This window comes from Streptomyces sp. NPDC028331, assembly GCF_055565775.1.
On the sequence record NZ_JBVHTR010000016.1, the window covers coordinates 45402 to 71820 of the forward strand.

The 26419-nt window shown below is 71.0% G+C and carries 29 protein-coding genes; 21 read left to right on the top strand and 8 right to left on the bottom strand.

What is annotated here, in order from left to right; genetic code table 11:
- Positions 1–70 precede the first annotated feature (70 nt).
- The 10 genes from ACZ4SW_RS23245 to ygfZ all read left to right on the top strand — a co-directional run bounded on the left by ACZ4SW_RS23245 (position 71) and on the right by ygfZ (position 7943).
- A complete protein-coding gene (locus tag ACZ4SW_RS23245; RefSeq protein ID WP_468248050.1) occupies positions 71–835 on the top strand; it encodes a hypothetical protein in 765 nt (254 codons plus the stop codon).
- Complete coding sequence (locus ACZ4SW_RS23250) at positions 832–1662, top strand: hypothetical protein (protein ID WP_468248056.1); 831 nt, start codon at positions 832–834, stop codon at positions 1660–1662. The genes ACZ4SW_RS23245 and ACZ4SW_RS23250 overlap by 4 nt, the downstream gene beginning before the upstream one ends.
- Positions 1659–2510, top strand: a complete 852-nt coding sequence (locus ACZ4SW_RS23255; RefSeq protein WP_468248063.1) for a hypothetical protein — start codon at positions 1659–1661, stop codon at positions 2508–2510. Before ACZ4SW_RS23250 ends, ACZ4SW_RS23255 begins: the two co-directional genes overlap by 4 nt.
- Positions 2511–2564: 54 nt before the next feature.
- Positions 2565–2696, top strand: coding sequence for a hypothetical protein (locus ACZ4SW_RS23260; RefSeq protein ID WP_468248921.1), 132 nt, complete (start codon positions 2565–2567; stop codon positions 2694–2696).
- A gap of 31 nt (positions 2697–2727) precedes the next feature.
- Entirely contained in the window at positions 2728–3303 is a 576-nt protein-coding gene (locus tag ACZ4SW_RS23265; protein WP_468248071.1) for a heme-binding beta-barrel domain-containing protein, read from the top strand.
- Positions 3304–3619: 316 nt separating this feature from the next.
- Positions 3620–4291: a hypothetical protein gene (locus ACZ4SW_RS23270; protein ID WP_468248077.1), complete on the top strand. Its 672-nt coding sequence runs from the start codon at positions 3620–3622 to the stop codon at positions 4289–4291.
- Positions 4292–4631: 340 nt separating this feature from the next.
- Positions 4632–5858, top strand: a complete 1227-nt coding sequence (locus tag ACZ4SW_RS23275) for an N-6 DNA methylase (protein ID WP_468248081.1) — start codon at positions 4632–4634, stop codon at positions 5856–5858.
- Positions 5855–6508: a restriction endonuclease subunit S gene (locus ACZ4SW_RS23280; protein ID WP_468248087.1), complete on the top strand. Its 654-nt coding sequence runs from the start codon at positions 5855–5857 to the stop codon at positions 6506–6508. The genes ACZ4SW_RS23275 and ACZ4SW_RS23280 overlap by 4 nt, the downstream gene beginning before the upstream one ends.
- A 21-nt stretch (positions 6509–6529) precedes the next feature.
- Complete coding sequence (locus ACZ4SW_RS23285) at positions 6530–6967, top strand: Fur family transcriptional regulator (RefSeq protein ID WP_468248094.1); 438 nt, start codon at positions 6530–6532, stop codon at positions 6965–6967.
- Between the two features lie 10 nt (positions 6968–6977).
- Entirely contained in the window at positions 6978–7943 is a 966-nt protein-coding gene (gene ygfZ, locus ACZ4SW_RS23290) for a CAF17-like 4Fe-4S cluster assembly/insertion protein YgfZ (protein ID WP_468248099.1), read from the top strand.
- 74 nt (positions 7944–8017) lie between these two features.
- On the opposite strand, the gene dtd is transcribed toward ygfZ, so the two are convergent.
- A complete protein-coding gene (gene dtd / locus ACZ4SW_RS23295) occupies positions 8018–8443 on the bottom strand; it encodes a D-aminoacyl-tRNA deacylase (protein ID WP_468248106.1) in 426 nt (141 codons plus the stop codon).
- Positions 8444–8635: 192 nt separating this feature from the next.
- Between dtd and ACZ4SW_RS23300 the strand changes: the two genes are divergently transcribed.
- The 4 genes from ACZ4SW_RS23300 (at position 8636) to ACZ4SW_RS23315 (ending at position 12932) form a co-directional block, all read left to right on the top strand.
- Complete coding sequence (locus tag ACZ4SW_RS23300) at positions 8636–9256, top strand: RsiG family protein (RefSeq protein WP_468248113.1); 621 nt, start codon at positions 8636–8638, stop codon at positions 9254–9256.
- Between the two features lie 129 nt (positions 9257–9385).
- Positions 9386–10375, top strand: a complete 990-nt coding sequence (locus tag ACZ4SW_RS23305) for an asparaginase (RefSeq protein WP_468248122.1) — start codon at positions 9386–9388, stop codon at positions 10373–10375.
- Between the two features lie 109 nt (positions 10376–10484).
- Positions 10485–11741, top strand: a complete 1257-nt coding sequence (locus tag ACZ4SW_RS23310; RefSeq protein WP_468248125.1) for a GNAT family N-acetyltransferase — start codon at positions 10485–10487, stop codon at positions 11739–11741.
- Positions 11742–12029: 288 nt separating this feature from the next.
- The gene (locus ACZ4SW_RS23315; protein WP_468248132.1) at positions 12030–12932 is read left to right on the top strand and encodes a winged helix-turn-helix domain-containing protein; all 903 of its coding nucleotides are present in this window, start codon (positions 12030–12032) and stop codon (positions 12930–12932) included.
- Between the two features lie 5 nt (positions 12933–12937).
- Here ACZ4SW_RS23315 and ACZ4SW_RS23320 read toward each other — a convergent pair whose 3' ends face one another.
- Positions 12938–13126: a hypothetical protein gene (locus ACZ4SW_RS23320; protein WP_468248140.1), complete on the bottom strand. Its 189-nt coding sequence runs from the start codon at positions 13124–13126 to the stop codon at positions 12938–12940.
- Positions 13127–13354: 228 nt separating this feature from the next.
- Between ACZ4SW_RS23320 and ACZ4SW_RS23325 the strand changes: the two genes are divergently transcribed.
- From ACZ4SW_RS23325 to ACZ4SW_RS23335, 3 genes are all read left to right on the top strand, one after another.
- Entirely contained in the window at positions 13355–14236 is an 882-nt protein-coding gene (locus tag ACZ4SW_RS23325; RefSeq protein ID WP_468248147.1) for a GntR family transcriptional regulator, read from the top strand.
- Positions 14185–15045 (top strand): HAD family hydrolase, encoded by an 861-nt coding sequence (locus tag ACZ4SW_RS23330; protein WP_468248152.1) that lies wholly within the window; start codon positions 14185–14187, stop codon positions 15043–15045. Before ACZ4SW_RS23325 ends, ACZ4SW_RS23330 begins: the two co-directional genes overlap by 52 nt.
- Positions 15046–15168: 123 nt before the next feature.
- Entirely contained in the window at positions 15169–16272 is a 1104-nt protein-coding gene (locus tag ACZ4SW_RS23335) for a phosphotransferase (protein WP_468248158.1), read from the top strand.
- Between the two features lie 60 nt (positions 16273–16332).
- Here ACZ4SW_RS23335 and ACZ4SW_RS23340 read toward each other — a convergent pair whose 3' ends face one another.
- Positions 16333–17172, bottom strand: coding sequence for a nitroreductase/quinone reductase family protein (locus ACZ4SW_RS23340; RefSeq protein WP_468248165.1), 840 nt, complete (start codon positions 17170–17172; stop codon positions 16333–16335).
- Positions 17173–17563: 391 nt separating this feature from the next.
- Between ACZ4SW_RS23340 and ACZ4SW_RS23345 the strand changes: the two genes are divergently transcribed.
- The 3 genes from ACZ4SW_RS23345 (at position 17564) to ACZ4SW_RS23355 (ending at position 19352) form a co-directional block, all read left to right on the top strand.
- A complete protein-coding gene (locus ACZ4SW_RS23345; RefSeq protein ID WP_468248173.1) occupies positions 17564–18073 on the top strand; it encodes a helix-turn-helix domain-containing protein in 510 nt (169 codons plus the stop codon).
- Positions 18074–18216: 143 nt separating this feature from the next.
- Complete coding sequence (locus ACZ4SW_RS23350) at positions 18217–18861, top strand: hypothetical protein (protein ID WP_468248179.1); 645 nt, start codon at positions 18217–18219, stop codon at positions 18859–18861.
- A gap of 149 nt (positions 18862–19010) precedes the next feature.
- Positions 19011–19352 carry a DUF2516 family protein gene (locus ACZ4SW_RS23355; RefSeq protein ID WP_468248892.1) on the top strand — a complete coding sequence of 114 codons (342 nt, stop codon included), beginning with the start codon at positions 19011–19013 and terminating at the stop codon, positions 19350–19352.
- A gap of 268 nt (positions 19353–19620) precedes the next feature.
- Here the strand turns inward: ACZ4SW_RS23355 and ACZ4SW_RS23360 are convergent, their stop codons facing one another.
- The 4 genes from ACZ4SW_RS23360 to ACZ4SW_RS23375 form a co-directional block, all read right to left on the bottom strand.
- Entirely contained in the window at positions 19621–20925 is a 1305-nt protein-coding gene (locus ACZ4SW_RS23360) for a PP2C family protein-serine/threonine phosphatase (protein ID WP_468248186.1), read from the bottom strand.
- A 361-nt stretch (positions 20926–21286) separates the two neighbouring features.
- A complete protein-coding gene (locus ACZ4SW_RS23365) occupies positions 21287–22390 on the bottom strand; it encodes a C40 family peptidase (RefSeq protein ID WP_468248192.1) in 1104 nt (367 codons plus the stop codon).
- 228 nt (positions 22391–22618) lie between these two features.
- Positions 22619–23437: a class I SAM-dependent methyltransferase gene (locus tag ACZ4SW_RS23370; protein WP_468248198.1), complete on the bottom strand. Its 819-nt coding sequence runs from the start codon at positions 23435–23437 to the stop codon at positions 22619–22621.
- Between the two features lie 72 nt (positions 23438–23509).
- Complete coding sequence (locus tag ACZ4SW_RS23375; protein WP_468248205.1) at positions 23510–23680, bottom strand: hypothetical protein; 171 nt, start codon at positions 23678–23680, stop codon at positions 23510–23512.
- Between the two features lie 620 nt (positions 23681–24300).
- Here ACZ4SW_RS23375 and ACZ4SW_RS23380 point away from each other — a divergent pair.
- Positions 24301–25674 carry a S53 family peptidase gene (locus tag ACZ4SW_RS23380; RefSeq protein WP_468248212.1) on the top strand — a complete coding sequence of 458 codons (1374 nt, stop codon included), beginning with the start codon at positions 24301–24303 and terminating at the stop codon, positions 25672–25674.
- Positions 25675–25896: 222 nt separating this feature from the next.
- Here the strand turns inward: ACZ4SW_RS23380 and ACZ4SW_RS23385 are convergent, their stop codons facing one another.
- Positions 25897–26277 (bottom strand): VOC family protein, encoded by a 381-nt coding sequence (locus ACZ4SW_RS23385; RefSeq protein WP_468248220.1) that lies wholly within the window; start codon positions 26275–26277, stop codon positions 25897–25899.
- Positions 26278–26419 lie beyond the last annotated feature (142 nt).

Here is a 26419-nt window from a genome sequence, read left to right on the forward strand (position 1 = left end):
CGCCCGCTGTCCATGAGTCTCCTGTGCGCACGGATGCCGATCCGTGTGTCGCTTTCCACGAGGGGACGTCTTGGAGTTCTCGGAAGTTGCGGATGCGCCCGAACCGGTCCCTGACCCGGGTCCGTCCGTCGTACGCCGCAGCGGGCGTACGACCCTGCTGATCGCCGCGGCCGCCGTGCTCGGCGTCGTGGCGGGCGCCTGCACCGGTTATGTGATCCAGGCCGACCGCGAGCCCACCGCGCTGCCGCCCCTGTCCCAGCCGGTGCTCGCCCAGGCCAAGGGCAAGGGCCCCGAGCCGCTGTCCGCCGCGCAGGACCGCCGGGTCCGGACCGACGGCGACCTGCGCGCGTTGCTGCTCAAGCGGCCGAGCGGCGCACAGGATCCCCTGTTCGAGTCGGGCCACGACGGTTGGATGAGCCTCGCGGAGTACGCGGAGACGTTCAAAGACCCGGCCATCGAGTTCAGGCACGAGATCGGCGACGAGTTCCGCCGGGCCGCCGTCACCTCCTGGCGGCTGGGTGACACCTTCAGCGTCGAGATACGTCTTGTGCAGTACCGCCAGGAGGAAGGGCTCGGCGCCGCCGACTCCGCCGAGAACGGCCGCTACTGGGCGGAGCGCCGCGCCGGATCGCGCAGTTGGGCCGTCCCCGGTACCGAGGACGGCAGGGCGTACGTCCGCACCAGGCCCGTTACCGAGTACGGCACACCGGTGTACTCCGCCGAGGCGCACGCCCGGCGCGGTGACATCGCCATGGAGATCTGGGTCGAGGACACGAAGCCCGTCTCCAAGGAGAAGATCATGGACCTGGCGAAGCGGCAGGCGGGGCGGCTGTGAACGACAACAGCGAGAACGACGAGACCAGCGAGAACAGCGAGACCAGCCGCTCCGGCGCGGCGGGGACCGTCACGCCGTCCGACGGGCTTCCGGCCCGGAGCCCCGTACGCCGTGGCCGGGTCGCCGCTGTCACCGGCGCCGTCCTGCTGACCGCGGCCCTGGTCGCCGGCGTCGGGTACACCGCCGTGACCGTCAGCGGCGCCGACCGGGACGCGGGCGCGCCCACCTGGAAGTTCCCGGCGGAGCAGAAGAACCCGCAGGCGAAACCGGCGTCCGCGCCCGGGCTCGCCGGCATGCTCGTGCCGTACGGCACCGACGACTTGGTCCGCGGCCCCGACATCGACCAGTACGGCGCCGACGCACATCTGAGCGGAGGCGAGGCCGCCGCCCTGCGCAAGGAGTCTCTGCGCGGTCTGCCGCGCTCGCAGCGGCTGCGCCTCGAGAAACAGATCGACAGCCAGCACACCACGGGCATGGCACTGCGCAGCTACCTCAGCACGGACAAGTCGTTCACCATGGACATCGTCCTGACGCAGTTGGAGAGCCGCGCGGCGGTACGGGACATCTCGACGTTCCAGAACGAGTTCCTGAGCGCCCTGGACGTCTTCCGGAAGGGCCCGGCGATCCGGGGCCACAAGAACGCGCGCTGCTTCCTGCCGCCGACGGAGGCGGGCGAGAAGCTCGACGTGATGTTCTGCTCCGCGTACGAGGGCGACGTGCTCGTCACGGCGACGGCGTACGGGGTCAGACCGATGGACACCGAAGGGACTGCGCGGCTGCTGCGCACCCAGCTCGACCGCATCGCGGACCAGGGGAAGGCGGTATGACCGAACAGACGGAGCGGACCGAGGTGCAGCACGTCGTGGTGCCGTCGGAGCCCGGAACACAACCCCTCGACCCGCCGCCGGTGAAGAAGGAACGCCGCACCCTGCGCGCCCTCCTGCGCTGGACCGCCGCCGTGGCCGTCTTCGCGGTGGCCGGGGGCGCGACGGCGTACGGCATCACCCGGCCCGAGCGCACCGACCTCCCCGGGCTGGCCACCGCCTCCGACGGGCGCTGGGAGTACCCGCGGCTGGTGAAGCCGCCGCTGCCGTCCGGCAGCCCGGGGCCGTTCGCCGAGGGGAACGACGCCGGGACGCACTACGCCGACCTGCGGGCGCTCCTCCTGCCCGCCCCCGAGGGCGCGACGGCCGACGCGGCGCTGCGCGGCACGGACGGCTGGCTGCCGACGCGGACCTTCCTCGCGGAGTTCGCCGACCGGGGCGACCGCGACGAGCTCGGGGGGTTGCTGACCGACAACGGCCTGCGACACGTCGCCGCCCGCGGCTGGAACACCCCGGACGGCACGCACACGCGGATCTACCTGCTGCAGTTCGACACCGCGGCCGTCGCGGACGACTTCCTGTCCACCAAACTGATCGACTACAGCGCCCCGCGGTACGCCGTGAGCGGTGCCGCCGAGATGGCCAGGGACGAGTACCCGGTCGCCGCCCAGGTCGAGAACGTGAAGCACCAGGTGTTCGCGGAGACCAAGCCGTACGGCGCCGAACAGGTCCGCGAGGCGTATCTGTCCGCCGGCGACATCCTCGCGATGATCGTGCAGTCCAGGAAGGGCGGCGCGAAGGCCGTGCCCTTCCAGCAGACGATCGTCCTGCAGAGCCAGCTCCTCGGCTAGCCGACCTGGGAGCCGGAGCCGGGTCTCGGCCGACTACAGTGGGACCCGGCTCTTGTGTACCCACCCTCGCTCACCAAGGAGCACCTCGTGGAGATCTTCTTCGAAACCCTGCTGGTCCTGGTCTGCGTCGGCGTGCTCGCCTTCGCCGGGCTGACCGTGAAGAAGCTCTTCGAGGGCCAGCGCTGACCCCCAGACCATCCACGACGAAAAGCTGCTCATGATCGAGATCCCGTCCGACCTCCACAAGGACCTCGTCCCGCTCGCCTTCCTGCTCGGCAACTGGGCCGGCGCGGGGGTGCACGACTTCCCCGGCTCCGAGAAGTGCAACTTCGGGCAGGAGGTCTCCTTCACCCACGACGGGCGTGACTTCCTGGAGTACCGCTCCCACACCTGGGTGCTGGACGGCGACGGGAACAAGGTCAGGCCGCTGGAGTCGGAGTCCGGCTACTGGCGGATCGACGCGGACCGCAAGGTCGAGGTGACCATGGTCCGCAACGACGGCGTCGTCGAGGTCTGGTACGGCGAGCTGGCGCACCAGAAGCCGCAGATCGACCTGGCGACGGACGCGGTGGCCCGCACGGCGGCCTCGGGCCCGTACACCGGCGGCAAGCGGCTGTACGGCTACGTCAACAGCGACCTGATGTGGGTCGGCGAGAAGCAGACCCCCGAGGTCGAGCTGCGCCCGTACATGTCGGCCCACCTGAAGAAGGTCGTCACCCCGGAGGACGTCGAGCGCTGGGCGAAGGCCCTCCCGGACGACCTGCCGGACGACGGGATCGCCTTCTTCAAGTAGCCGAGCAGCCGAAAGCAGTCGGCCACGGGCCTCGCGGAGATCCGCGGGGCCCTGTTTCATGTTCCTGCAGGGGTTAACACTTACGAGTGCACTGCAATGCGCTTGTCGCGTCCGGCTACTACGCGCTATCGTAGACATCAACGCACGGAACCCCGGCCGCACTTGGGCTGCGACCGGGGTTCCGATAAGCCGAGCTCTGGGTGGCATGCAAAGCAGAGGCGGCCCAGAACGTTCGTCATCGACTGTAGCACAGTCGGTCGTTTCCGTGAGGAGTAAACGTCCCGGGCATCCGTATGCCTGGAAGAAGGGGGGAACAGTGGTCGACGGGATGCCCGAGTGGATGAAGCGGTCCTTCTCCAAGCCGCGACTGATGCCTTACCTGCGTGCGGCCGGGGGTGACGCCCAGGGCGCGGTGCGGCTGTATCAGTGGAACCTCGAGGCGTCGGCCGCCCTGTACGTCCCGCTGCACTGTGTCGAGCTGGCGGTGCGTAATGCTCTGCACGACTGCCTGGTCACCAAGTACGGCCGGCCGGACTGGTGGACCGTGGCGCCGCTCAACGGGGGAGGCAAGGGGCTCGTCGCCAAGGCGCGCGCCAAGTCCGAGCGGAACGAGGAGCAGCGGGCGAAGGAGCAGCAGCGGCCGAAGCGGCCGGTGACCGTCGACGACGTCGTCACGGAACTCAGCTTCGGCTTCTGGGCCACTCTGCTCGTGTCGCGCTACGACCGGGTCTTCTGGGTGCCCACCCTGCACAAGGCGTTCCCGTGCCACTCCGGCCGTCGCGACGCACTGTACGGCGACCTGTGGCCTCTGGTCCGCCTGCGCAACCGCGTCATGCACCATGAGCCCATTCACGGCGAGGACCTCGACGCCGACTATGCCAGGATCTATCGGATCCTGGGGGCGCTCAGCCCGGACCTGGCCAAGGAGGTGCGAGCGATGGACCGGTTTCGGTCCGTGCTCGACGGTAGGGAGGACGTCCTTGACTGACGTCGGCGACGCGCTCGTCTCGCGCTCCGACATTGCCCGGATGGCAGGGGTCCGGCGGCCGGCCGTCACCAACTGGGAGCGACGGCACCCGGACTTCCCGAGGCCCGTCGCTCCGAACGCCGGGAGTGCGGAGCCCGAGGCGTTCCGTGCCGGTGAGGTGCTGAAGTGGCTGTCCGGCCGTACGATCCCGTCCAACGCGCTCCAGCCGGGCGAGCCTGCGGGAACCACGTACGGCGACCGCTTCCGGTCCGCCCTGCGCGGCGGCCGGTCCGGCGGCCTGCTCCCGGCGGTCGAGCAACTGGCGTGGCGGGACGCGGACCGCTTGCGCGGCCGGCTGCGCATGTCCGACTACGTGAATCTGCTGCTATCCCTCGTGTTCGCGCAGAGCGAGGACAAAGAGCGGTGGGCGGAGTACGTCGAGCATCCGAGGCTCGTCCTTGTGGATCTGGACCTGACCGACGGCTACGAGCCGATGCTCCTCTCCGACGTCGTCCGGTTCCTGGACCACAATCCGCCCGCCTCCCGTGACGAGAGCCGGCAGGCCTTCGACCGCCTCCTCGCGCTCCTTCGGGACACGGACGCCAGAGCGGCCGACGAGTTCTTCACGCCTCCTTCGGTGAGCCGGGTCATGGCGCGCGCCTTGACAGGTCATGGCCCCGCGGCGAAGCGGTTGCACGATCCCTTCTGCCGAAGCGGGGAGCTGCTGGCCGGGTACTTGGACGCGGTCGCCGAGCAGGGGGGCACCGCCCCGGCAGAGGTGAGCGGTAGAAGCCGGCACGAGGGACCGATGCGGCTCGCCCGCATGAACCTCCAGCTCCGTGGCGTCGACCGGCCCCGCATCCGGCCGGGCTCCTTGACCCCGTCCCAGGGCCCCACTGATCCACCGGCATCGTTCGACGCGGTGATCACCAATCCCCCGTTCGCCGTTCGCGTCGACAATGCGGTCTCCCTTCCCGAGTACTGGCGGTACGGCGTGACGCGCCACGGGGAGTTCGACTGGCTCCAGTACGTCGTTTCGCGCCTGGCCCCCGGCGGCCGGGCCGCCGTTCTCATGCCTGCCGGAGTAGGGTTCTGGAGCGGTGCTGGAGGAGAGACGAGGGCCCGAATGGTCCAGGACGGCGTCATCGAGTGCGTGATGGCCCTGCCCCAGCAGCTTTTCGCGCTGACCGCGATCCGGACGCAGATCTGGTTCCTCTGTCCTCCGCGGGGTCGCGCGGAGCCCGTCCTCTTTGTGGATGGGTCGGATCTAGGAAGCATGACCTCCCGGACTCGCCGCACGTTGTCGGGCGACGAGATCGACAAACTCGTCCATGCCTACGTGTCCTGGCGTCAACGGGGTCACGCCGACACTCCCGGACTCAGCCGCGCCGTGGGCCCCGAAGAGATCGCGGATTACGACCACCAACTGCAGCCGGCGCTGTATGTGCGGCACGCGCCAGGTGATCCGTCCCCGGCCGCCGCGAAGAACCGGCTGGCGGAGCTTTCCGAGGAGCTTGAGAGGCTGCACCTGCAAGCGACGGTCATCGACCGTCTCACAGAGGCACGGCTGAGGAGGTACGGCCTGTGACCGACGGGAGCGAGGGCGAGAGAGCGCTGCCCGAAGGATGGCAGCGCCTCGCCCTCAAGGACCTTTGCTCCTTCCAGGGGGGACCGGCCATCAAGGGTGAGGAACGCACGGACGCGGAGGACGGCGTGCCGCTCGTGCTGCCCCGGGATCTGTCCCATCAGCGGATCACTCCGGCCGGGCGGATCGGCGTGATCCCGGACAAGGCACGCACCCTGCACAAGTACCGGCTGGCGGAGGGCGACGTGCTCCTCACCCGGACCGGGACCGTCGGCCGGTGCGCTTTGGTCACCGCCGAGCAGAACCACTGGCTGTACCACCCGAATCTCGTCCGGCTCCGGCTCAAGCAACCGGCTCCGCTCCTGCCGGAGTACCTGGCCGCATACCTGAGCGCCAGTGCCGCCCAGAAGTGGATCGAGTCCCGCTCGGTCACCATGGTGATCCCTTCGGTGAGTAGCCGCGCGCTGGGTGAACTGCCCGTACCAGTGCCACCCGCCGAGGAACAGAAAGTCATCGGCGACACCCTCGCCACGCTCGACGAAAAGGTCCGCCTTCATACGGAGATCGCCCGGGCGGCGGGCGAGTACCGCGGGCTGCTCGCCGACCTGCTGATGACGGGGGCGCTGCCGCTCGGACCCGACCCGGGTCCGTGACAGAGCCCTAGACTGGACGTCGTGGTGAGCACCGACTGGAAGACTGACCTGCGGCAGCGCGGCTACCGGCTGACCCCGCAGCGGCAACTCGTGCTCGAAGCCGTGGACACCCTGGAGCACGCGACCCCCGACGACATCCTCAGCGAGGTGAGGAAGACGGCGTCGGGGGTCAACATTTCCACCGTCTACCGGACCCTGGAGCTCCTGGAGGAGCTGGGGCTGGTCAGCCACGCCCATCTGGGCCACGGGGCTCCCACCTACCACCTGGCCGACCGGCACCACCACATCCACCTGGTCTGCCGGGACTGCCAGAACGTGATCGAGGCGGACGTCGCGGTGGCGTCCGAGTTCACGGCCAAGCTGCGCGAGACGTTCGGGTTCGACACGGACATGAAGCACTTCGCGATCTTCGGCCGCTGCAAGGACTGTTCCCTCAAGAGTTCAACTACCCCGTCGTAGGCTTGAGACCATGAAGAGTCCCCTGCTGTCGCTGCCCGGTGCCGTCCCCGCCGAGGGTGTGGACGAAGGCGTCGCCGCCCACTACGGCGACCTGTTCCGCGAGCAGCGCGCCCTCGCCGACGGCTCCGGATTCGTGGACCTCTCGCACCGCGGCGTCGTCACCGTCAGCGGCCAGGACCGGCTGAGCTGGCTGCACCTGCTGCTCACCCAGCACGTCAGCGAACTGCCCCCGCACCAGGCCACCGAGGCGCTGATCCTGTCCGCGCACGGCCACATCGAGCACGCGCTGTACCTGGTCGACGACGGCGAGACGGTCTGGGCGCACGTCGAGCCCGGCACCCAGGACGCGCTGATCGCGTACCTGGAGTCGATGAAGTTCTTCTACCGCGTCGAAGTCGCCGACCGGACGGCCGACTTCGCGGTGGTGCACCTGCCGGCCGGTTCGATCGCCGAGCCGCCCGAGGGAGTGCTGGTCCGCGAGACGCCGTACGGCCGTGACCTGTTCCTGCCGCGCGCGGACCTGGAGTCGTACGCGGAGGAGAACGGCCCCGCGGCCGGCATCCTCGCCTACGAGGCGCTGCGCGTGGAGCAGCACCGACCGCGCCTGGGCTTCGAGACGGACCACCGCACCATCCCGCACGAGCTGGGCTGGATCGGCTCCGCCGTCCACCTCCAGAAGGGCTGCTACCGCGGCCAGGAGACGGTCGCCCGCGTCCAGAACCTGGGCAAGCCGCCGCGCCGCCTGGTCTTCCTCCACCTCGACGGCAGCGAGGTCCACCTGCCCCCGCACGGTACGGAACTGCGCCTCGCGGACGACGGCCCCGACGGCCGCAAGATCGGCTTCGTGACGACCTCGGTACGCCACCACGAACTGGGCCCGGTGGCCCTGGCCCTGGTCAAGCGGAACGTCCCGGTGGACGCGGGGCTCCTGGCCGGAGAGACGGCGGCCGCGCAGGAGGTCGTGGTCGAACCGTAGGCGGCTGCGGCCCATCGTGCGGCTCGGCGGGCCCGGCGGCCGGAGCCGGGCCGCTGGGCGCGGCCCGACGCCGTTCAGACCTCCAGCAGCACCGTGAACGGCCCGTCGTTCGTCAAAGAGACCCGCATCGCCGCCCCGAACCGCCCCGTCGCCACCGTCGCCCCCAGCGCCCGGAGCTGCGCGACCACCTCGTCGACCAGCGGCTCGGCGACATCGCCCGGGGCCGCCGCGTTCCAGGTCGGGCGGCGCCCCTTGCGGGCGTCGCCGTACAACGTGAACTGGCTGATCACCAGCAGCGGCGCGTCGATGTCGGAGCAGGACTTCTCGTCGTGCAGCATGCGGATCGACCACAGTTTGCGGGCGAGCTGGGCCGCCTTCTCCTTGGTGTCGTCGTGCGTCACCCCGACGAGCACGCACAGCCCCTCGCCGCCGATCTCGCCGACCGTCTCGCCGTCCACGACGACGCTCGCGCCGTCGACCCTCTGCACCACCGCACGCATGAGGACCATGATGCCGTGCGACCCGACGGCGCCGGGATGCGGCCAACTGGTCGCCCCTTCTCGACCATCGACACCCCCATCTGGGCTGTCCATGGTCACTTGGCCACATAACGGCTACTTGCAGTGGCACGATGCGTGTGTTAGCGGCGCATCCGTGGGGGGTGCCGCGCCGGTCGAGGGGACGGTAGGTACATGAGCACACCGAGCACCGGGCAGCAGCCCGCCCGTACGGCGACCATGGCGGAGTGCCGGGCGCCCGTGCAGCGCACGGACAGCCCCCCGCTGCCCGCGGACCCTCCCCCGGGACCCGGCAGGGGGTGCCCCCGGGAGCAGCGCGGCCTGTCCGCCCTGGGGCTGCCGGAGCTGCGCGCGCTGCGCCGGGACGCCCAGCGGGACGAGGCGGACCTCAGTTACGTGCGCCGGCTGCTGCAGGGCCGTATCGACATCCTGCGCGCGGAGCTGGCCCGGCGCGGGGGCGGCGCGGCCCCCGACGGGGTCGTGCAACGGCTGCCGGAGATCCTCAGGGACGCCCCCGCCCGCCAGCGGTCCTCGGCCCGCCATGTGACACTCGGCACACCCCGCGGCGAGGAGTACCGGCGGCTCGCGGCCGAGATGCTCTCCGAGGTGGAGCTGTCGGACCTCCAGGCGCGCACGGACGAGGAGTTGGGCGCGGGGATGGGGCGGCTGGTGGGCTACGAGCAGCAGGTGTCCCGGCGGCGGCAGGAGCTGCAGCGCACGGCCGACGACTGCAGTGCCGAAATCGCCCGCAGGTACCGTGAAGGGGAAGCGCAAGTGGACGACCTGCTCGTGTGACGCATGGGCTCCGGCGAACCCGGGGCCCATGAGTGTGCGCCGGACGGGAACCCGCCCGGGCGGCTCCGGAGACAGGTCACGTCCCCGAAGCGACCCGACGCAACCCGAGGCGACCGAAGGCACCCACCCATGTCAGCCATGTCCACCCCCGCCCAGCCCGCCCCGTCCACCGTGTCCTCCGCGCCCCCGGTACTCGCCGAGGTGGTGCGGTCCGGGTTCGTCGAGGGGCACCACCGGGGGAGTCTGGTGGTGCTCGCCGAGGACGGTTCCGTCGAGTTCGCGCTCGGGGACGTGACGGCGCCGGTCTTCCCGCGCTCGTCGAACAAGCCGATGCAGGCGGCCGGCGTGCTGCGCGCGGGCCTGGAGCTGGAGGGGGAGCGGCTGGCGATCGCCGCCGCGTCCCACTCGGGCGAGGCGTTCCACCTGGACCTGGTGCGGAAGATGCTGGCGGAGCACGGCCTGGCCCCCGGACTCCTCCAGTGCCCCCCGGACCTGCCGCTGGACCCGCAGGAGGCGGAGGCCTACCTGGCCTCGGGCGCCGAACGCGAGCGGGTGACGATGAACTGCTCCGGCAAGCACACGGCGATGCTGGCGGCGTGCGTGCTGCGGGGATGGCCGCTGGAGACCTACCTCGACCCGGGGCACCCGCTTCAGCAGCTCATCCACTCCGTGGTGGAGGAGGCGGCCGGGGAGCCCGTGGCGGCCGTGGGCACCGACGGCTGCGGTGCGCCGCTGATGGCGATCAGCCTCACCGGCCTGGCCCGCGCCTTCCGCTCCTTCGTCCTGGCGGCCCCGGGCACGGCGGAACGCCGCGTGGCGGACGCCATGCGGGCACACCCCGAGTACGTGGCGGGCACGCGCCGCCCCGACACCTGGCTGATGCGCGAGGTCCCGGGCGCCCTGTCGAAGATGGGCGCGGAGGCGGTCCAGGCGGTGGCCCTGCCGGACGGCCGCGCCCTGGCCTTCAAGATCGACGACGGCGCGACCCGGACCCTGGGCCCGGTCCTGTCCAGGGCGCTGACCCTGATGGGGGTCCAGGCCCCGGTGGTGCGGCGGATCGGCAGCGCGCCGCTGCTGGGCGGGGGCCGCGAGGTGGGGGAGATACGGGCGGCGTTCTGAGACCTGTGCCCGCTGCCGCGCCCCCGGCCTGCCGCACGGCGAGCGGACGCCCGGGGGAGTCGCCGTAATCCAGGCGACACCCCCGCCTCCGCCCTCCTACCGTGATTCCATGAGCCGCCATCCCCAGGACCTCGACGTACGCCCCGTCACCGAGTCCGAGATCCCCGACTGGATCCGCGCCCTCAACACCGGCTTCCTCCGAGCGCCGCACGTCTCCGAAGCCGAACTGGCCGACCGCAGCAGCCACCTCATCCCCGCCCGCACCCTCGGCGCCTTCGACGACGCCCGCTGTGTCGCCACCTTCCGCTCCTTCCCGCAGGAGCTGACCGCCGTGGGCGGCGCACCGGTCCCCGCCGACGCCATCACCAACGTCTCCGTCACCGCCACGCATCGCCGTCGCGGCCTGCTGACCCGCATGATGGCCCTCGACCTCGCCGCCGCGAAGGAACGCGGGGACGTCGTCGCCACTCTCATAGCCGCCGAGTACCCCATCTACGGCCGCTACGGCTTCGGCCCCGCCGCCCACACCGCCGAGTGGACCGTCGACGTTCCCCGCACCGGTCTGGAGCGCCACCGCCCGGTCCTGGACGACGGCCGTATCGATCTCCTCGACCCCGAAGAGGTCCGCAAGATCGGTCCCGAGCTGTACGAGCGCTTCCGCCGCGCCACGCCCGGCGCGGTCTCCCGCGACGACCGCTGGTGGCAGGTCAACACGGGTGCCGTGCGCCTGGACCGCGCGGCCTGGACGGAACCCTTCTACGCCGTCCACCGCTCCGCCTCCGGCGAGGTCGACGGCCTGGCCGCCTACGTGAGCGACGACCGCTGGGGCGACGACAAGCGGCCCCTGCAGACCGCGACCGTCAAGGGCCTGATCACCACCGACCCGGGCGCCGAGCGCGCCCTGTGGCACTACCTCTGCTCGCTCGACTGGGTCACCACCGTCAAGTCCGGCAGCCGTGCCCCGGACGACCTGCTGCCCCACTTGCTCCCCGACCCGCGCGCGGCCCGCCTCACCACGTACGCGGACTCGATCTGGGTACGGATCCTGGACGTCGTGCGCGCGATGGAGGCACGTACCTACAAAGCTTCCGGGGCGCTCGTCCTCGAGGTGGTCGACGAGGCCGGATTCGCCGGCGGCCGCTATCTGCTGGAGGCCGGGCCGGACGGCTCCGCGTGCGCGCCGACCGGTCGGGAACCCGACCTCACCCTGCCGGTGGGCGAGTTGGCGACCCTGTGGCTCGGTGACGAGTCCGCCGTGCGGCTCGCGGCGCTCGGGCGCGTGCGGGAACAGCAAAAGGGCGCCGCCTCCGTCGCCGACGCCCTGCTGCGTACGTCCAGGCGACCGTGGTGCCCGGACATCTTCTGAGCCCCACGGGCCCTTCGGTGGCGCTCCCTTCCGTGCGGGTGGTGACTGCCGTGCTGGTGCATCCGTAGCGATTCAGTTGTGGTTGTGGTGGTGCCTGCCGGGCTCCCGGCTCCCCTCCGGAGGGGAGCCCGGTCAGTTCTGCGACCATGTCGGTCAGGAACACTCAAGCTCGTGCAACCTTGCCGAAGTTGGCGACCAACTTCACCTCAGTTATCTCCGCTTGGAGTCGTCTCATAACCACCTTCTTCTGAACTGCCGGAAGATGGCGTGAAGTTGTAGTGTTCCGTCGTGGAGCCGGAACACGTTGCCGCCGGGGGGCGGAAGAAGTCACAGCGGCCACAGAGATCGCACCACGACGTGGCCGACGAACTGCGCAGCCGGATCAGGTCGGGGGTGCTGCGGCCGGGCCAGCGCATGCCCACGCAGGCCAAGCTGGCGGACGAGTTCGGCGTGGAGCGGGGAGCCGTGCGCCAGGCGCTGCGCATCCTGCAGTCGGAGCAGCTCCTCACCAATGTCTCCAAGGGCAGCCCGGCGACCGTGGCGCAGCACGCGGGAAGGGCGCCGGCCGGCCCCCAGGCCCCGCCGCAGCCGACGATGGTGGCGCTGGCCCAGCGGATATCCGCCGCCTTCGCGGCCCCGCACGTGGAGATCGACGCCCTGTGCCTGACCGCGGTGTCGCTGACGCTCGCGATGAGCGAGCCGTTGCGCGAGATTCACGCGGGGCGCATAAAACCGGCCAAGGTCGACGTACGCGTGCTGCTGCCCAGCGGCCGTATCGACCTGGCGTTCCCCACGCCGGTGGAGGGCACGGACGGCGAGCGGCTGCACCGCCGCTGGCTGGCCCAGCGCAACGCCCAGGGCCAGGTCCTCCGGCACAACCTGCTGGCGCTGCGCAACACCCACGGCATCGACGTGCACGTCTCCTTCCGCGCCCTGCCCTTCACCCCGCCGGTGAAGCTGTACCTGCTCAACGGCGCGGAGGCGCTGTTCGCGTACTACACGCTGACCCGGCGCGAGGAGGAGATCGACCACGAGCAGCTCGAGCTGTACGACGCGGAGGGGACCAGGTCCATGCTGTTCCCGTTCGCGCAGGGGGCCGGGTTGCGGGACACCACGTTCGTGGAGCAGTCGCACCTGTGGTTCAACGCCCTGTGGGAGACGATCAGCTCGGAGCTGGAGCTCGGCGTCTGACCTGGTCAGAGCGCGGGCTGGGCGACCAGCAGAGCGAGGACGACGGCCCCTATGGAGCTGCATGCGGGGCTGTTGGCCTTGATCCCGACCGTGAGCAGCATCAGACCGACGGCGCCCATGATCCCGTACTTCCACTGGACGAACTGGTCGAATCCGACGACGAGGAGAGCGGAGAGAAGCGCGAGGGCGGGCATGGCGGACCTCTTTCCAGGAGGGCGGGCCCCGGGGACCCGGGTGGCGGGACAGAGGGGGAACGAGCCGTCTGCAACAGGGGACTACCTGCGGACGATGTGTGAGAGGAATGGCACCCTCCGCCAACTCTTCCAAGTTGGCAACCAACTACATTGAAGTTATCCCCAGTTGGTCGTCATCCATAAACAACTTTCAAACAACTCCCGGTAGATGGATGGTGGTTGTAGCGTTTGGTCGTGACCCAGGAGAACGTCGCAGTGAACGGCAGCAGAAAGCGCTCGCCGCAGGAGATCGCCGACACGCTGCGGACCCGGATCCGCACCGGCGAGCTGAAGCCCGGCGAGCGCCTGCCGACCCAGGCCGAACTGGCCGAGGAGTTCGGGGTGGAGCGGGGCACCGTCCGCCAGGCCCTGCGTGCCCTGCAGGACGACGGCCTGCTCAGCAGCGTCAGCCGGGGCAGCCCGCCCCGGATCGCCGAGCCGCAGCCGGCCGGCGACGGACCGCAGCCGACGATGGTGGGACTGGCACCGAGACTCTCGGAGGCGTTCGCCGCCCCCCACGTACGGATCGACGCCGCCTGCCTGACGGCCGAGACGCTGATGCTGGCGCTGGGCGAACCCGTCAGACTGATCCACGAGGGCCGTGTCCACCCCCGGTCGATCGACGTGCGGATCCTGCTGCCCTCCCGGAAGATCAACCTGGCGTTCCCGATCTCGGTCGACAACCCGGGCGACGACGAGGACCCGGTCCACCAGCGCTGGCTCGACCAGCGCAACGCCCAGGGCCATGTGCTGCGCCACAACCTCCTGGCCCTGCGCTCCTCGCACGGCATCGACGCCCGTGTGACGTTCCGGGCCCTGCCCTTCACCCCGCCGGTGAAGCTCTACCTCCTCAACGGCACCGAGGCCCTGATGGCGTACTACATGCTCACCAGGCGCGAGGAGGAGGTGAACAGCCAGACCCTCGAGATGTACGACACGCTCGGCGCCGCATCCCTCCTCTTCTCCTTCGAACGTCGGGCGGGCCGGCGCGACGCGGCGTTCGTGGACCAGTCACAGCAGTGGTTCGACGCCCTCTGGGAAACCATCACCACGGACCTGACACTTTCCTAGTGACCTCTGATGCGACCTCTGATGTGACGCGTGACGCGAGTTCCGATGCGAGTCCCGGTGCGGGTTCTGATGCGGGTTCCGGTCCGACGCGGGCCGAGCCGGCGGCGGACCGGACAGGAAGGCTGCGCGAACTGATCACCGGTGCGCGCTGTGTGCTCTTCGACTTCGACGGGCCGATCTGCCGGCTGTTCGCGGGGTACTCCGCGCAGCGGATCGCGCAGGAGATGGTGGGGTGGCTGGCGCGGCAGGGGTTGCAGGGGCTGCTGACGGAACAGGAGCGGGCGCACCCCGACCCCCAGTTCGTCCTGCGCACGGTCGACGAGCGGCACCCGGACAGCGACCTGGTCGACGCGCTGAAGGACATGCTGACGCGGGAGGAGCTGAAAGCGGTCCCCTCCGCCTGGCCCACGCCGTACGCCGATCCGCTGATACGCACCTGGGACGCCAAGGGAGCACGACTCGCGGTCACCAGCAACAACGCGGCCGACACGGTCACCCGGTACCTGGAGAGCCGCGAACTCGTCGGCTGCTTCGCCCCGCACATCTACGGCCGCACCCAGGAACTCCACCGGCAGAAGCCGGACCCGTACCACCTCAACCGCGCCCTGCGGGCCATGGGAGCGGCCTCCGGCAGCGCGCTGATGATCGGCGACACCGCGGCCGACCTCGAGGCCGCCCGCCGGGCCGGCGTCCCGTTCCTCGGCTACGGCGGCAACGACCGCAAGGAGAAGCTGCTGCGCGAGGCGGGCGCCGAGACGGTCGTACGATCGCTGGACTCGGTGCTGCGGGTGCTGCGGGACCAGGAGTGAGCCCGCCCGTCGCCCGATGAGGCGACCGACACGCACAGCTCGTTTCTGGCAGCATGCTCGTTCGCGGGCGAGTACCGTGCTTCACTTCCGCACCACCGGTGCGCAACAGGCCAGGAACGAACGATGTCAGCCGAACGTGTCTCCTCTCCCGCACGGGCCCGTGCCGTCCGGATGAGCGGCGATCCGAGCGTGGTCGAGGGGCCGCTCGAGGGTTACCACCACGAGACGTATGTGATCCCTCTGCCCGCCGAGGTCGCCGGCCCCGGAGGCCCCCGGGGCAAGTTCCGGGAACCGCGCAGCAATCTCCTCTGGTTCGACCGGCGCTGTTTCGCCTCCGAGGAGAAGCTGCTCGGTGCGCTGCAGGGACGTATCACCGGCATCCCTGACCTCATCGAGGTGACCGAGGGGGTGCGGCTGCAGCGGTTCATCGAGGGGCGGACCCTGGGCGCGCTCCACGCGTCGGGGGAGGAGGTCCCCGAGGACCTCGCCGTGCAGATCCTCCGGCTGTTCCGCGAACTGGCCCGGGTGACCCGGCACTCGCTCGACGTGGAACGCGAGTGCGACCCGAAGGACCGGTCCGCCGAGGGGGACACCGCGGGGTTCCTCGACCGGCTCGTCTGTTTCGCCGAGGAGCGCGTCTACCGGGAGAACACCGAGAGGTTCCCCGGTCTGTTCGCCTCCCTGGGCGTGGACGCGGACTCCTTCCGCCGGCTCCGGGAGCACGTCGCCGGCCTGAGCGAGCGGCCTTTCTGCCTGCTGCACGCCGATCTGCACCGGGAGAACTTCATCGTCGACGACCGGCGGCGGCTGTGGACCATCGACTGGGAACTCGCGCTGCTCGGCGACCCGCTCTACGACCTGGCCACCCACCTGTACCTGATGCGCTACCCGAAGACGCAGCACGAGCTGATGGCCAAGCGGTGGTGCGAGGTGATGGAGGAGGCGAGGCCCGGCAGCGCACGCGGCTGGGAGGAGGACCTGCCGCGCCTGCTCGCCTTCAAGCGGGCCCAGTCCGTGTTCACCGACATCGTCCGCGCCACCCAGTTCCTCGACTCCCACCCCGGATCCGGCGAAGCGGCCCTGCGTCAGGAGGCCCTGAGGGTACGGCAGGTGCTGGTCGCCGCCGCGGAGCCGCTGGGCCTGGACTCCGTTCCGCGCCTGGGCGAGATCACGGCGGCGCTGAGCGGGTGGCAGCGTACGGGCGGGCGAACCGTTCCGTCCCTGTGACGACCGCCTTCCCAGGGCGACCCTGGGAAGGCGGCTCCCGGCAAAGCGCCGTCCGAGAGGTCACCCCAGCAGGGGGATCAACTGCTCCTCCTCGTAGGTGAGATGGGCCTCCAGCTCGTCGGTGAGGCGTTCGACCTCGGGCAGGACGCGGGCCGGGTCGGCGTCCGCCGCCGACACGACGCGGCGCAGGTCGTCGAGGAGCGCGGCGATCCGCTCGTGTTCGCGCCGCAGCCGGTCGAAGGCCGGGGCGAGCTCGGGGTGGCGGCCGGCGAGGGACGGGAACAGGGCGGTGTCCTCGCCGGCGTGGTGGTTGCCCAGGCCCCTGCAGAGGGTGAGGCAGTTGATCCGGAGCTGGGCGCCCAGGGCGGAGCCGCCTCCTGAGAGCGCGAACTCCCTCCTGATCGCGGCCAGCTCGCGGCGGAAGACGTCGTGGACCGCCCTGACGGCCTCGCCCGGGGAGGACGCCTCGATGCGGGGCGGCCCCGGCCTGGGGTTCTCCTGGAGGGCGACGACGGGGATGACACGGTCCGTCTTCGACTGGTACTCGGCCCAGCCCGGGTCGGACTCGACGGCGCGGGCGAAGGCCTCGTCGCGCGCGGCGCGGTCCAGGACGACCGCGGTCGCCTCGTAGGTGAACACGCCGGTCTCCACCGTGACCTGCGGGTGCGCGACAAGGTTGCGGAACCAGTCGGGATGCCGCGGCGCACCCCCGGCCGAGGCGATCACGAGGACGCGCTCGCCGCCGTCGGGGTAGTAGCCGAGAGGGGTGGTGTGCGGGGCGCCGGTGCGCGCGCCGGTGGTGGTGAGGAGCAGTAACCGGGCGCCCTCGAAGGGGCCGCCCACGCGGCCGCGGTGGGCGCGGAACTCGTCGATGACCTGCTGGTTGAAGGGGTTGGGCATGCTGTGTTCTGCTCTGCCTTCTCTGTTCGTCGTGATGGGGCGTCACTCCGCTTGGTGGAGTGGCGATACGCGTCGGAACAGAAGAAGAGCGGCGGGCCTCGCGCCCGCCCCCGCCTCACTCGGAGGCCGGGTGCCCCACTCGTGAACGGCCCAAGGCCGACCCGGCAGTCATGGACGGCACGTTAGCGGGGTACGCGAGCCCACGCCAACGGTTTGTGACGTCACCCGTCCGCGCACCGGCGCCTCCCACGGGTGCGGGCGCCGGGGGTGTGGGATGGGCGGCGGCGGTGCGGCGGCCCGGACGACGTGGTAGGGCGCCCTTCCCGTGGCGTGGCGCACTTTTGCAAGCAGGTGCTTGCAATTGTTAGCGCCCATGGGGCACAGTGGAGGCATGGCATCGCTGAACGTCGGCAACCTCGGTGAATACCTGCGTGAGCAGCGGCGCAACGCGCAGCTCTCCCTCAGGCAGCTCGCCGACGCCGCCGGGGTGTCCAATCCGTATCTGAGCCAGATCGAGCGCGGGCTGCGCAAGCCGAGCGCGGAGGTGTTGCAGCAGGTCGCCAAGGCGCTGCGGATCTCCGCCGAGACGCTGTACGTGCGGGCCGGCATCCTCGACGCCGAGCGGGACCGGGACGAGGTGGAGACGCGTGCCGTCATCCTCGCCGATCCCACGCTCACCGAGCGGCAGAAGCAGGTGCTGCTGCAGATCTACGAGTCCTTCCGCAAGGAGAACGGCTTCGAGATCGCCCGGGCGGGCGCGGCGGACGAGGGCGGCCGGGCGGTTCAGGAGGCTCAGCGGACTCGGGAGGCGCACGCCATGGACGACGCCCAGGACACCGCCGACGCCGGCCCCCGCACGGCCGACGGCGGCGATGCCGGTCCGCGGCAGGCCGCCGGCTGACCGGCGGACGGCGACCGGATCACCGGCCACGGACACCGGCCACCGCCCACGGAGTACCGGACACCGGACCCCCGGGGCGACGGTCCGATGCCCTGCGGACCGCATAAAACCCTCAAACAATGCCGAAACGGGAGGAACATCCCATGGCCATCACCGACGACCTGCGCAAGACCCTCAGCGACCCGACCCCTCTCTACTTCGCCGCCGGCACCGCCGACCTGGCCCTGAAGCAGGCCAAGAAGGTGCCCGCGCTGGTCGAGCAGCTCCGCGCCGAGGCCCCGGCCCGCCTCGAGGCCGTCCGCAACACCGACCCGAAGGCTGTGCAGGAGAAGGCCGCGGCCCGCGCCAAGGAGGCCGGCGCCCGCGTCAAGGAGACGCAGTCGAGCATCCAGGCCAAGGTCGGCGAGTTCCTGGGCAGCCTCGACTCGGACCTGAAGAAGTTCGGCAGCAGCCTGGACGCCGACCTGAAGAAGCTCGGCGAGACCGCCCAGGACTTCGCGCTGCGCGGTGTCGGCGTCGCCGCCGAGTACGCGGTCAAGGCCCGTGAGACCTACGAGAAGGTGGCCGAGCACGGCGAGCAGGCCGTGAAGACCTGGCGCGGCGAGGCCGCCGAGGAGATCGAGGAACTGGCCGTCGCCGTCGAGGGCAAGCCGGAGCCGGTCGAGGTCAAGGCCGAGCCGAAGCCGGTCGAGACCAAGGCCGAGACCGACCCCAAGCCGGTGGCGAAGAAGACGGCCCCGGCCGCCCGCAAGCCGGTGGCGAAGAAGACCACGCCTCCGGCCAAGTGAGGGGCGCGGGGTCCCTGCGGGAGCCGCGCGACGGTTGACGGACGACGGGCCGGGCACTTCCGAGGTGCCCGGCCCGTTGTTCGGGTACGCGGCGGCCGCAGGCGGGTACGGTTGGCCGTAGAGACGACTCGACTCGGGTGGTGGGCATTGTGCTGATGACGGCATTCGGCGGCCTGATGTGGCTGCTCTTCACCGCCATGCTGGTGCTCGCCGTGGTGGCGCTGGCCATGGCCGTGCTGTACCGGGATGACGCGTACCGCGCCGCCGACAAGCAGAACAAGGGCTTCTGGCTGATCATCCTCGGCATCGCGGTCGCGGTGAACCTGTTCGTGCCGATGCTCTTCCTGCAACTCGCCGGCCTCGTCGCCACGATCGTCTTCTTCGTGGACGTCCGTCCCGCCCTCAAGCAGGTCTCGGGCGGCGGCTGGGGCCGTCGCCGCCGGGGGAGCAGCAGCGACGGGCCGTACGGGCCGTACAACGGCGGGCGGTGACCGACGCCGGTACGGGTTGCCGCTCGACCGCGGGCGACAGGCTGCGGGCGGTCGCCACGGTCAGGTCCGCGATCACCGGAACTGCGGGCCGCCGAGCAGCTTGTCGCCGCCGGCGGTGAAGCAGCTCCGCGGTCACCGATTCGCGATCACCGATTCGCGGTCACCGGATCCGCGATCACCGAGTCCGCCGTTGCAGGCCCGCCATGCCAGGCCCGCCATGCCAGGCCCACCGTGTCGGGCCCACCGCGGCCTGGTCCGTCGCCGTGGGTTACGGCGCCCGGTCCAGCAGGACGACCGCCACGTCGTCCGCCAGTTCCCCTCCGTTGAGGTCGCGGACCTCGTTGACCGTCGTGCGCAGCAGTTCCTCGCCCGTCAGGCCCTCGGCCAGCCGGCGGCGGACCAGTTCCACCATGCCGTCCTGGCCCAGGCGCTCCCCGCCCTGCCCGACCCGGCCCTCGATCAGACCGTCGGTGTAGAGCATCAGGCTCCAGACCGGTCCCAGCTCCACCTGCATCCGCGGCCAGCGCGCGCCCGGCAGCAGGCCGAGCGCGGGGCCGTTGTTGTCGTACGGCAGCAGCTCGGCGGGCCTGTCGGGGCGGGCGATCAGCGGGGCCGGGTGGCCGGCCAGGCACAGCCCGGCGCGGCGGCCGTCCGGCGCGATGTCCACCGTGCACAGGGTGGCGAAGATCTCGTCGTTGTCCCGCTCGTGCTCCAGGACCTGCTGCAGCGTGGACAGCAGCTCGTCCCCGCACAGCCCCGCCAGCGTCAGCGCGCGCCAGGCGATGCGCAGCTCGACGCCGAGCGCCGCCTCGTCCGGGCCGTGCCCGCAGACGTCGCCGATCATCGCGTGCACCGTGCCGTCCGGCGTGCGCACCGTGTCGTAGAAGTCACCGCCGAGCAGGGCCCGCGAGCGGCCGGGCCGGTACCGGGCGGCGAACCGCAGCGAGGACCCGTCCAGCAGCGGCGTGGGCAGCAGGCCGCGCTCGAGGCGGGCGTTCTCCTGCGCGCGCAGCCTGGACTCGGTCAGCCGCCGCTCGGCCGTGTCGGACCGCTTGCGCTCGACCGCGTACCGGATCGCACGGCTCAGCAGCCGCCCGTCCAGCTCCTCGCGGAACAGGTAGTCCTGGGCGCCCACGCGCACGGCCTCGGCACCGCGCTCGGCGTCACCGGACGCGGTGAGCGCGAGCACGGCATGGCGGGGCGCGAGCTGCAGCACGTGCCGCAGCACGGCCAGCTCGTCGTCCTCCTCGGCGGCCCGGCCGGGCGCGGGCAGCGCGAGGTCCAGCAGGATGCAGTGGACGTCGTCGGTGAGCAGCCGCTCGGCCTCGGTGAGGTTGCGGGCGGTGCGCAGCCGTATGGGGCGGCCCGCCGCGTCGAGCATCTCGGGGACGATCGGCGAACCGGCCGGATCGTCCTCGATCACGAGCAAGGTGAGCGTGTCGTTCTGGGCCTTGGCGCGGGCGGACGGCCCCTGCGCGGTCTGAGCGGTCTGAGCGCCGGGCAGGGACGCGGCTTGAGCCTGACCACCCTCCACGGCCGGGATCGCTCGGGGCCGCGGCACGGGTACGGGCATCGTCTTGGGTTCCTTCCCTCCCCCCGAGGGCACGGCGGGGCGAGGGGCTCGACCCACCGACGGGGACCATAGCGGTAGCCGACGCCGCAATGGAATGCCCGACGGGGTGGGGTGATGCAACCGGCCATCGTCATATGCCGCATCCCCTACCGCACTTGGACACGGCACCGCTCCGGCGAGGATGACGAATGTCACGTCGCGTACGGGTTTCAACCGGAAGGAGGGTGGGCCGCGTCACGTGGGACGGGTCACGTGACACGCCCCTGTTCCGGTCGGTGTCCCGTTCGGCCGGTGTCCCGTTCGGCCGATGTCCGGCTCAGTCGGCGTGGGTTCCATCGACGTGGGGTCAGTCGGCGTGGGTTCAGTCGGCGTCCGGGCGCACCACTCCGAGGATCGGCATCGAACCGGCTCCCGCGATCGTCACCGTCCGCCCCGGGCGCGGGGCGTGGATGATCGCGCCGTCGCCGACGTACATCGCGACATGGCTGGCGTCGGAGAAGTAGATGATCAGGTCTCCCGGGCGCATGTCCTTGATGTCGACGTGCTTGAGCTGCTTCCACTGCTCCTGCGAGGTGCGGGGGATGGGATCGCCGGCCGCCGCCCAGGCCTGGGACGTCAGCCCCGAGCAGTCGTATGATTTCGGACCTTCTGCCCCCCATACATATGGTTTGCCGATCTGATCGGTCGCGAACTGGACTGCCTTTTGTCCCTCTTTGGAGGCTCTGCCCCGAATCTCCTTCAGTATCCCGGAGTCGAGCCAGGCCGTCTGTGCCTGGTGGGCGGCCTGGTCCTCGAGCTTCTTCAGCCGCTCCCGTTCCTGCTCCTTCAGTTGGGACTGAAGCTTCTCGGCGGCGGAGATCTGCTTCTCGATCTCCTTCTTGGCCTGGGCCTTGGCCTTCCTGTTGGCGTCGAGCCTCTTCCACTCGTCGGCGGCGTCGCTCGCGTACTGCTTCAGGTCCTCCTGTGTACGCGTCAACTCGGCGATGAGTCCCGTGGTCGCGTGTTCGCCCTGGCGGACCGTGCCCGCGTCGTCCAGGAACTCCTGCGGGTCGCGGCTGAGCCAGAGCCGCATCTCGGGCGGCAGACCGCCGCCGCGGTACTGGGCGCGGGCCGCGGCGCCCGCGCGGTCCTTCAACTGTGCCAGCCGCTCCCGGCCCTTGACGATCTCCCGGGCCAGCCGGACGATCTGCGCCGACTGCTTCCGGGCCTTCTCCTCGGCCGCGTTGTAGGCGTCGGTGGCGACCGCCGCGTCGTGGTACAGCGCGTCCAGCTTGCTGCGGACCGCTTCCAGAGCCGCGTCGGAGGCCGGTGCGCTCGCCGTGGCCGCGGCCGGGCCGTCGGACGGGGTGGGTCTCGGGGCAGGCCGCTCCGTGCTCGCGTACGCCGCGCCCGGTGCGCCCAGCACGGTGACCGTGCAGACCAGGGTGATGGCCGCCGTGATCAGGGTCCGCTTCCCGGATCCCATACTTCGCCCCCAAAGCTGATTTACCGTCAGTAACTTACGAGACGTCTGGGGATCGTGCCACGCCGGAGCGCAAAGTGACAGAGGCGGGACTTAACCGCGCAAAAAACTCCCCCACCTGCCGCACCTCGTACGACGATCTCCCTCCCCTGCCACCGGCCCGCGTACGGCGATCTTCCCGCGAGTGTGACGAAGGACTCAGGAAGATCGTTCCCCGCAGACCGGGCGGGGTCAGGTGCGGGGCGCCAAGGCACCCCAGGCCACGGTGACTTCCCCCTGGCGCCAGCGCGCCGGGCCGTCGGTGACCGGCCAGTCCGCCCTCAGCCGGCGGACGGTGCGTATCCAGCGCTGGCGCGCGCCGTACGCGGCGTACGGCGCGGCGGCGGCCCAGGCGTGGTCGAAGTCGCGCAGGAAGGCGTGCACGGGCTCGCCCGGGACGTTGCGGTGGATCAGCGCCTTGGGCAGCCGCTCGGCCAGGTCGGACGGGCGGTCCAGGGAGCCGAGGCGGGTGGCGAACGTCACGGTGCGCGGACCCTCGGGGCCGAGGGCGACCCACACATGACGGCGTCCGATCTCGTCGCACGTGCCCTCGACGAGCAGCCCGCCGCGGGAACCGGACGCCGGATCGGCGGGGGCGAGTCGGGCGCACAGCCGCTCCCAGACGGCCGCGACCTCGCCCTCCTCGTACTGCCGCAGCACGTTCGCCGCCCGGATGAGCGAGGGCCGCCCCAGCACGGGCACCTCGAACCCGCCGTGCCGGAAGACCAGCCCCTCGCGGGCGTACGGCTGCGCGGCCGCGACCCGGGCGGGCTCGATCTCCACCCCCACGACCCGGGTGCGGGGCGCGGCGGCACGCAGCCGCCGCAGCAACTCGACCGCGGTCCAGGGCGCACCCCCGTACCCGAGGTCGACGGCCACGGGCTCCGCCGCACGACGAAGCTCGGGCCCGTGGACCGCTGCGATCCAGCGGTCCATCCGGCGCAGCCGGTTCGGATGGGTGGTCCCGCGCGTCACCGTACCCACGGGGCGGGACGCGACGCGGGTTGACATGCCTACGAGAGTAAGGGGCCGGAACGGACCGCCGGAGCGGCCTGTGGACAACTCGGGGCGCGGGTCCTCGGGTCACGCGTGCGGTGCCTGGTGGACCGCGATGCGCCAGGCGGCACCGCCGGTGGTTTCGACCGTGAGTTTCCCGTCGGCGGCTCGCAGCGGCGCGCGGCTGTCGTAGACGGTGTCGGGACGCGTGTCGCAGGTGGCGATTCCGATGAGCAGGCGGCCGGATTCGTCCCTCACCTTCAGGCCGCCTTTTCCGAGACAGCTCACGCCGAGGAGGAGATCGTCCGCCGTTCCCTTCGCGGGAACGGAAAGCGCCCCGTTCCCCTTTCCGCTGGAATTCAGCAGCAGTGCGCCCTCGGGAATGGTGGCGCCGAATTCACGGGGGTCCGCGGGCCGTGCCGCCGCGGAGGCGGAGCCGGCCGGGAGCGGCGAGGCCGACGGCCGCGGCGTGGTGGCGGATCCCGAGCACGCCGCCAGGGAAAGGCCGATGACCACGGCCCCCGCCACGGCTGCGCGGCGACGATCCACTCGCAGCCCCCGTTGTTCGAGCCGTGCTCCCGGTGCGTGGACTTCTCGTCCGACCCGGTGAGCGGCGTCGGTTACCGACAGGTAGCGCCTGGCGGCGGACGCAATGGTGGGGCACTGGATCGAGCCATGTCAAACAGTCGCACCGGTGGAGGCCGAGCTTCCGGTGGCGAGCCCGGGAAGAAAGCGCAAAGGGACGGCCGCTCGGCCGTGCGTGCTGTTTGGGTAAAGAATTCGGCATCGGCGGTTCAATAGTCTTGTCCTGTGCATGACTCAGTGGATGGGATGCCCGGAGACCACTTCGTGAGACTCCGGACCACTCAGGGGGATTCATGCACATAGCCCGCACCGGGCGGGGCGTCGCGGCCGCCACTGCGGCCACCGCCGCGCTCGCCGTCGCCGCACTGGCGACCGCTCCGCTGGCCGGCGTCACCACCGCCGCGCCCGCCGCCGTACCGCACACCAAGGCGGTTCCGGCCATCGTCGGGCACTCGCTCGTCCATGGTGTGGCCAGCCCGCTCTCCAGCGAGCAGTGCCAGGCCAAGTGGCACATCGCCTGCTACAACCCGCTCCAGTACCGCACCGCGTACAACCTCAACGCGCTGTACCGGAAGGGCATCACGGGCAAGGGACGCACCATCGTCATCGTCGACTCGTTCGGCTCCCCGACGGTCCAGCACGACCTCGACGTCTACAGCAAGCAGTTCGGCCTGCCCAGCACCAAGGTCAAGGTCGTCAAGTGGGGCAAGGTGCCCCCCTTCGACCCGAAGAACCCCGACATGACCGGATGGGCCGGCGAGACCTCCCTGGACGTCGAGATGGCCCACGCCGTGGCGCCCGACGCCAAGATCGTCCTGGTGGAGACGGCGGTCTCCGAGACCGAGGGCACCACCGGTCTGCCCGAGATGATGAACGCCGAGAAGTACCTGATCGACCACGGGATCGGCGACGTCATCAGCCAGAGCTTCGGCGCCACCGAGAACACGTTCCCCGGCTTCGACAAGGGCGACTTCTCCAGCATCAAGAAGCTCCGCTACGCCTTCGAGGACGCGCACCGCAAGCACGTGACCGTCCTCGCCTCCTCCGGCGACGGCGGCGCCACCGACCTCAAGGCGGACGGCAAGACGTACTACAACAAGCGCGTCAACTCCTGGCCGTCCTCGGACCCGCTGGTCACCTCCATCGGCGGCACCCAGCTCCACCTGGACGACAAGGGCCGGCGCGTCAAGCCGGACAGCGTCTACAACGACAACGGCGCGGGTGGCGGCGGCCAGTCCCACGTCTTCACCCGCCCGGCGTTCCAGAACGGGGTCAAGAACGTCGTCGGCACCCGCCGCGGCACCCCGGACGTGTCGATGGCCGCCGCGGTCAACGGCGGCGCCTGGGTCTACTCCAGCTACGACCCGACCGCCGTGGGCTGGGACGTCTCCGGCGGCACCAGTGAGGCGAGCCCGCTCTTCTCGGGCGTCATCGCCCTCGCCGACCAGGCGGCCGGCCACCGGGTGGGCAACATCAACCCCGCGCTGTACGCCCTGTCCAAGTACAAGGGCACCGGCATCGTCGACGTCAACGACGGCACGAACAACAGCTACGCAGGCGTCACCGGCTACAAGGCGGTCAACGGCTACGACATGGCCACCGGCGTGGGCACGGTGGACGCCCTGCGCTTCGTCCAGGCCCTCGCGTCGGCGACCAACCGCGGCTGACGCCACGGCGTCGCAACGGGGCTGCTCGCCAGGCGAGTTGCCGGGACGGCCCGGGTTCCACACCCGGGCCGTCCGCGCGCACCGGGGGCGAGAGCGCAACTCCACGCGGTCGGCCTCGGATCCGCCGTTCCGCATGGGACGGCCCGTCAGGCGACCTCGGATGCAGAGCGGTGCGGCCCTTCTCGCGGCAGTGCGACGGGCCGCACCGGGGACCCAGAGCCGTCAGAGCGGGTTGAGGCGGGCCTTGAGCAGGCAGAACTCATTGCCCTCGGGGTCGGCGAGAACGTGCCACGGCTCCTCGCCGGTCTGCCCGATGTCGGCCGGGCGCGCACCCAGCTTCAGGAGGCGTTCGAGTTCGGCGTCCTGGTCGCGGTCGGTGGGGTTGACGTCGATGTGCAGCCGGGACTTCCCCGGCTCCGGCTCGTCCCTGCGGCTGAGGATGATCGTCGGCTGCGGACCGCCGAACCCTTCGCGCGGCCCGATCTCAAGGGTGCCGTCGTCTTCGCGATCGAGCACTACGTAGTCCAGGACCTCGCACCAGAACCGCGCCAGCACCTCGGGGTCGCGGCAGCCGAGCACCAGCTCACTGATACGACATGCCATTGACGAAACCTACTCTCGGTGTGGGAGCTGCCGGGGTGGCCGCGCGCGGAGCCCCCGGGCCCCCGCGGTGACAACGTGATCGCGACCGTACCGGGCGAGGCGAGCAGGTGCGCAGTGGTTTTGCGCGGTGATCTCGGATCGG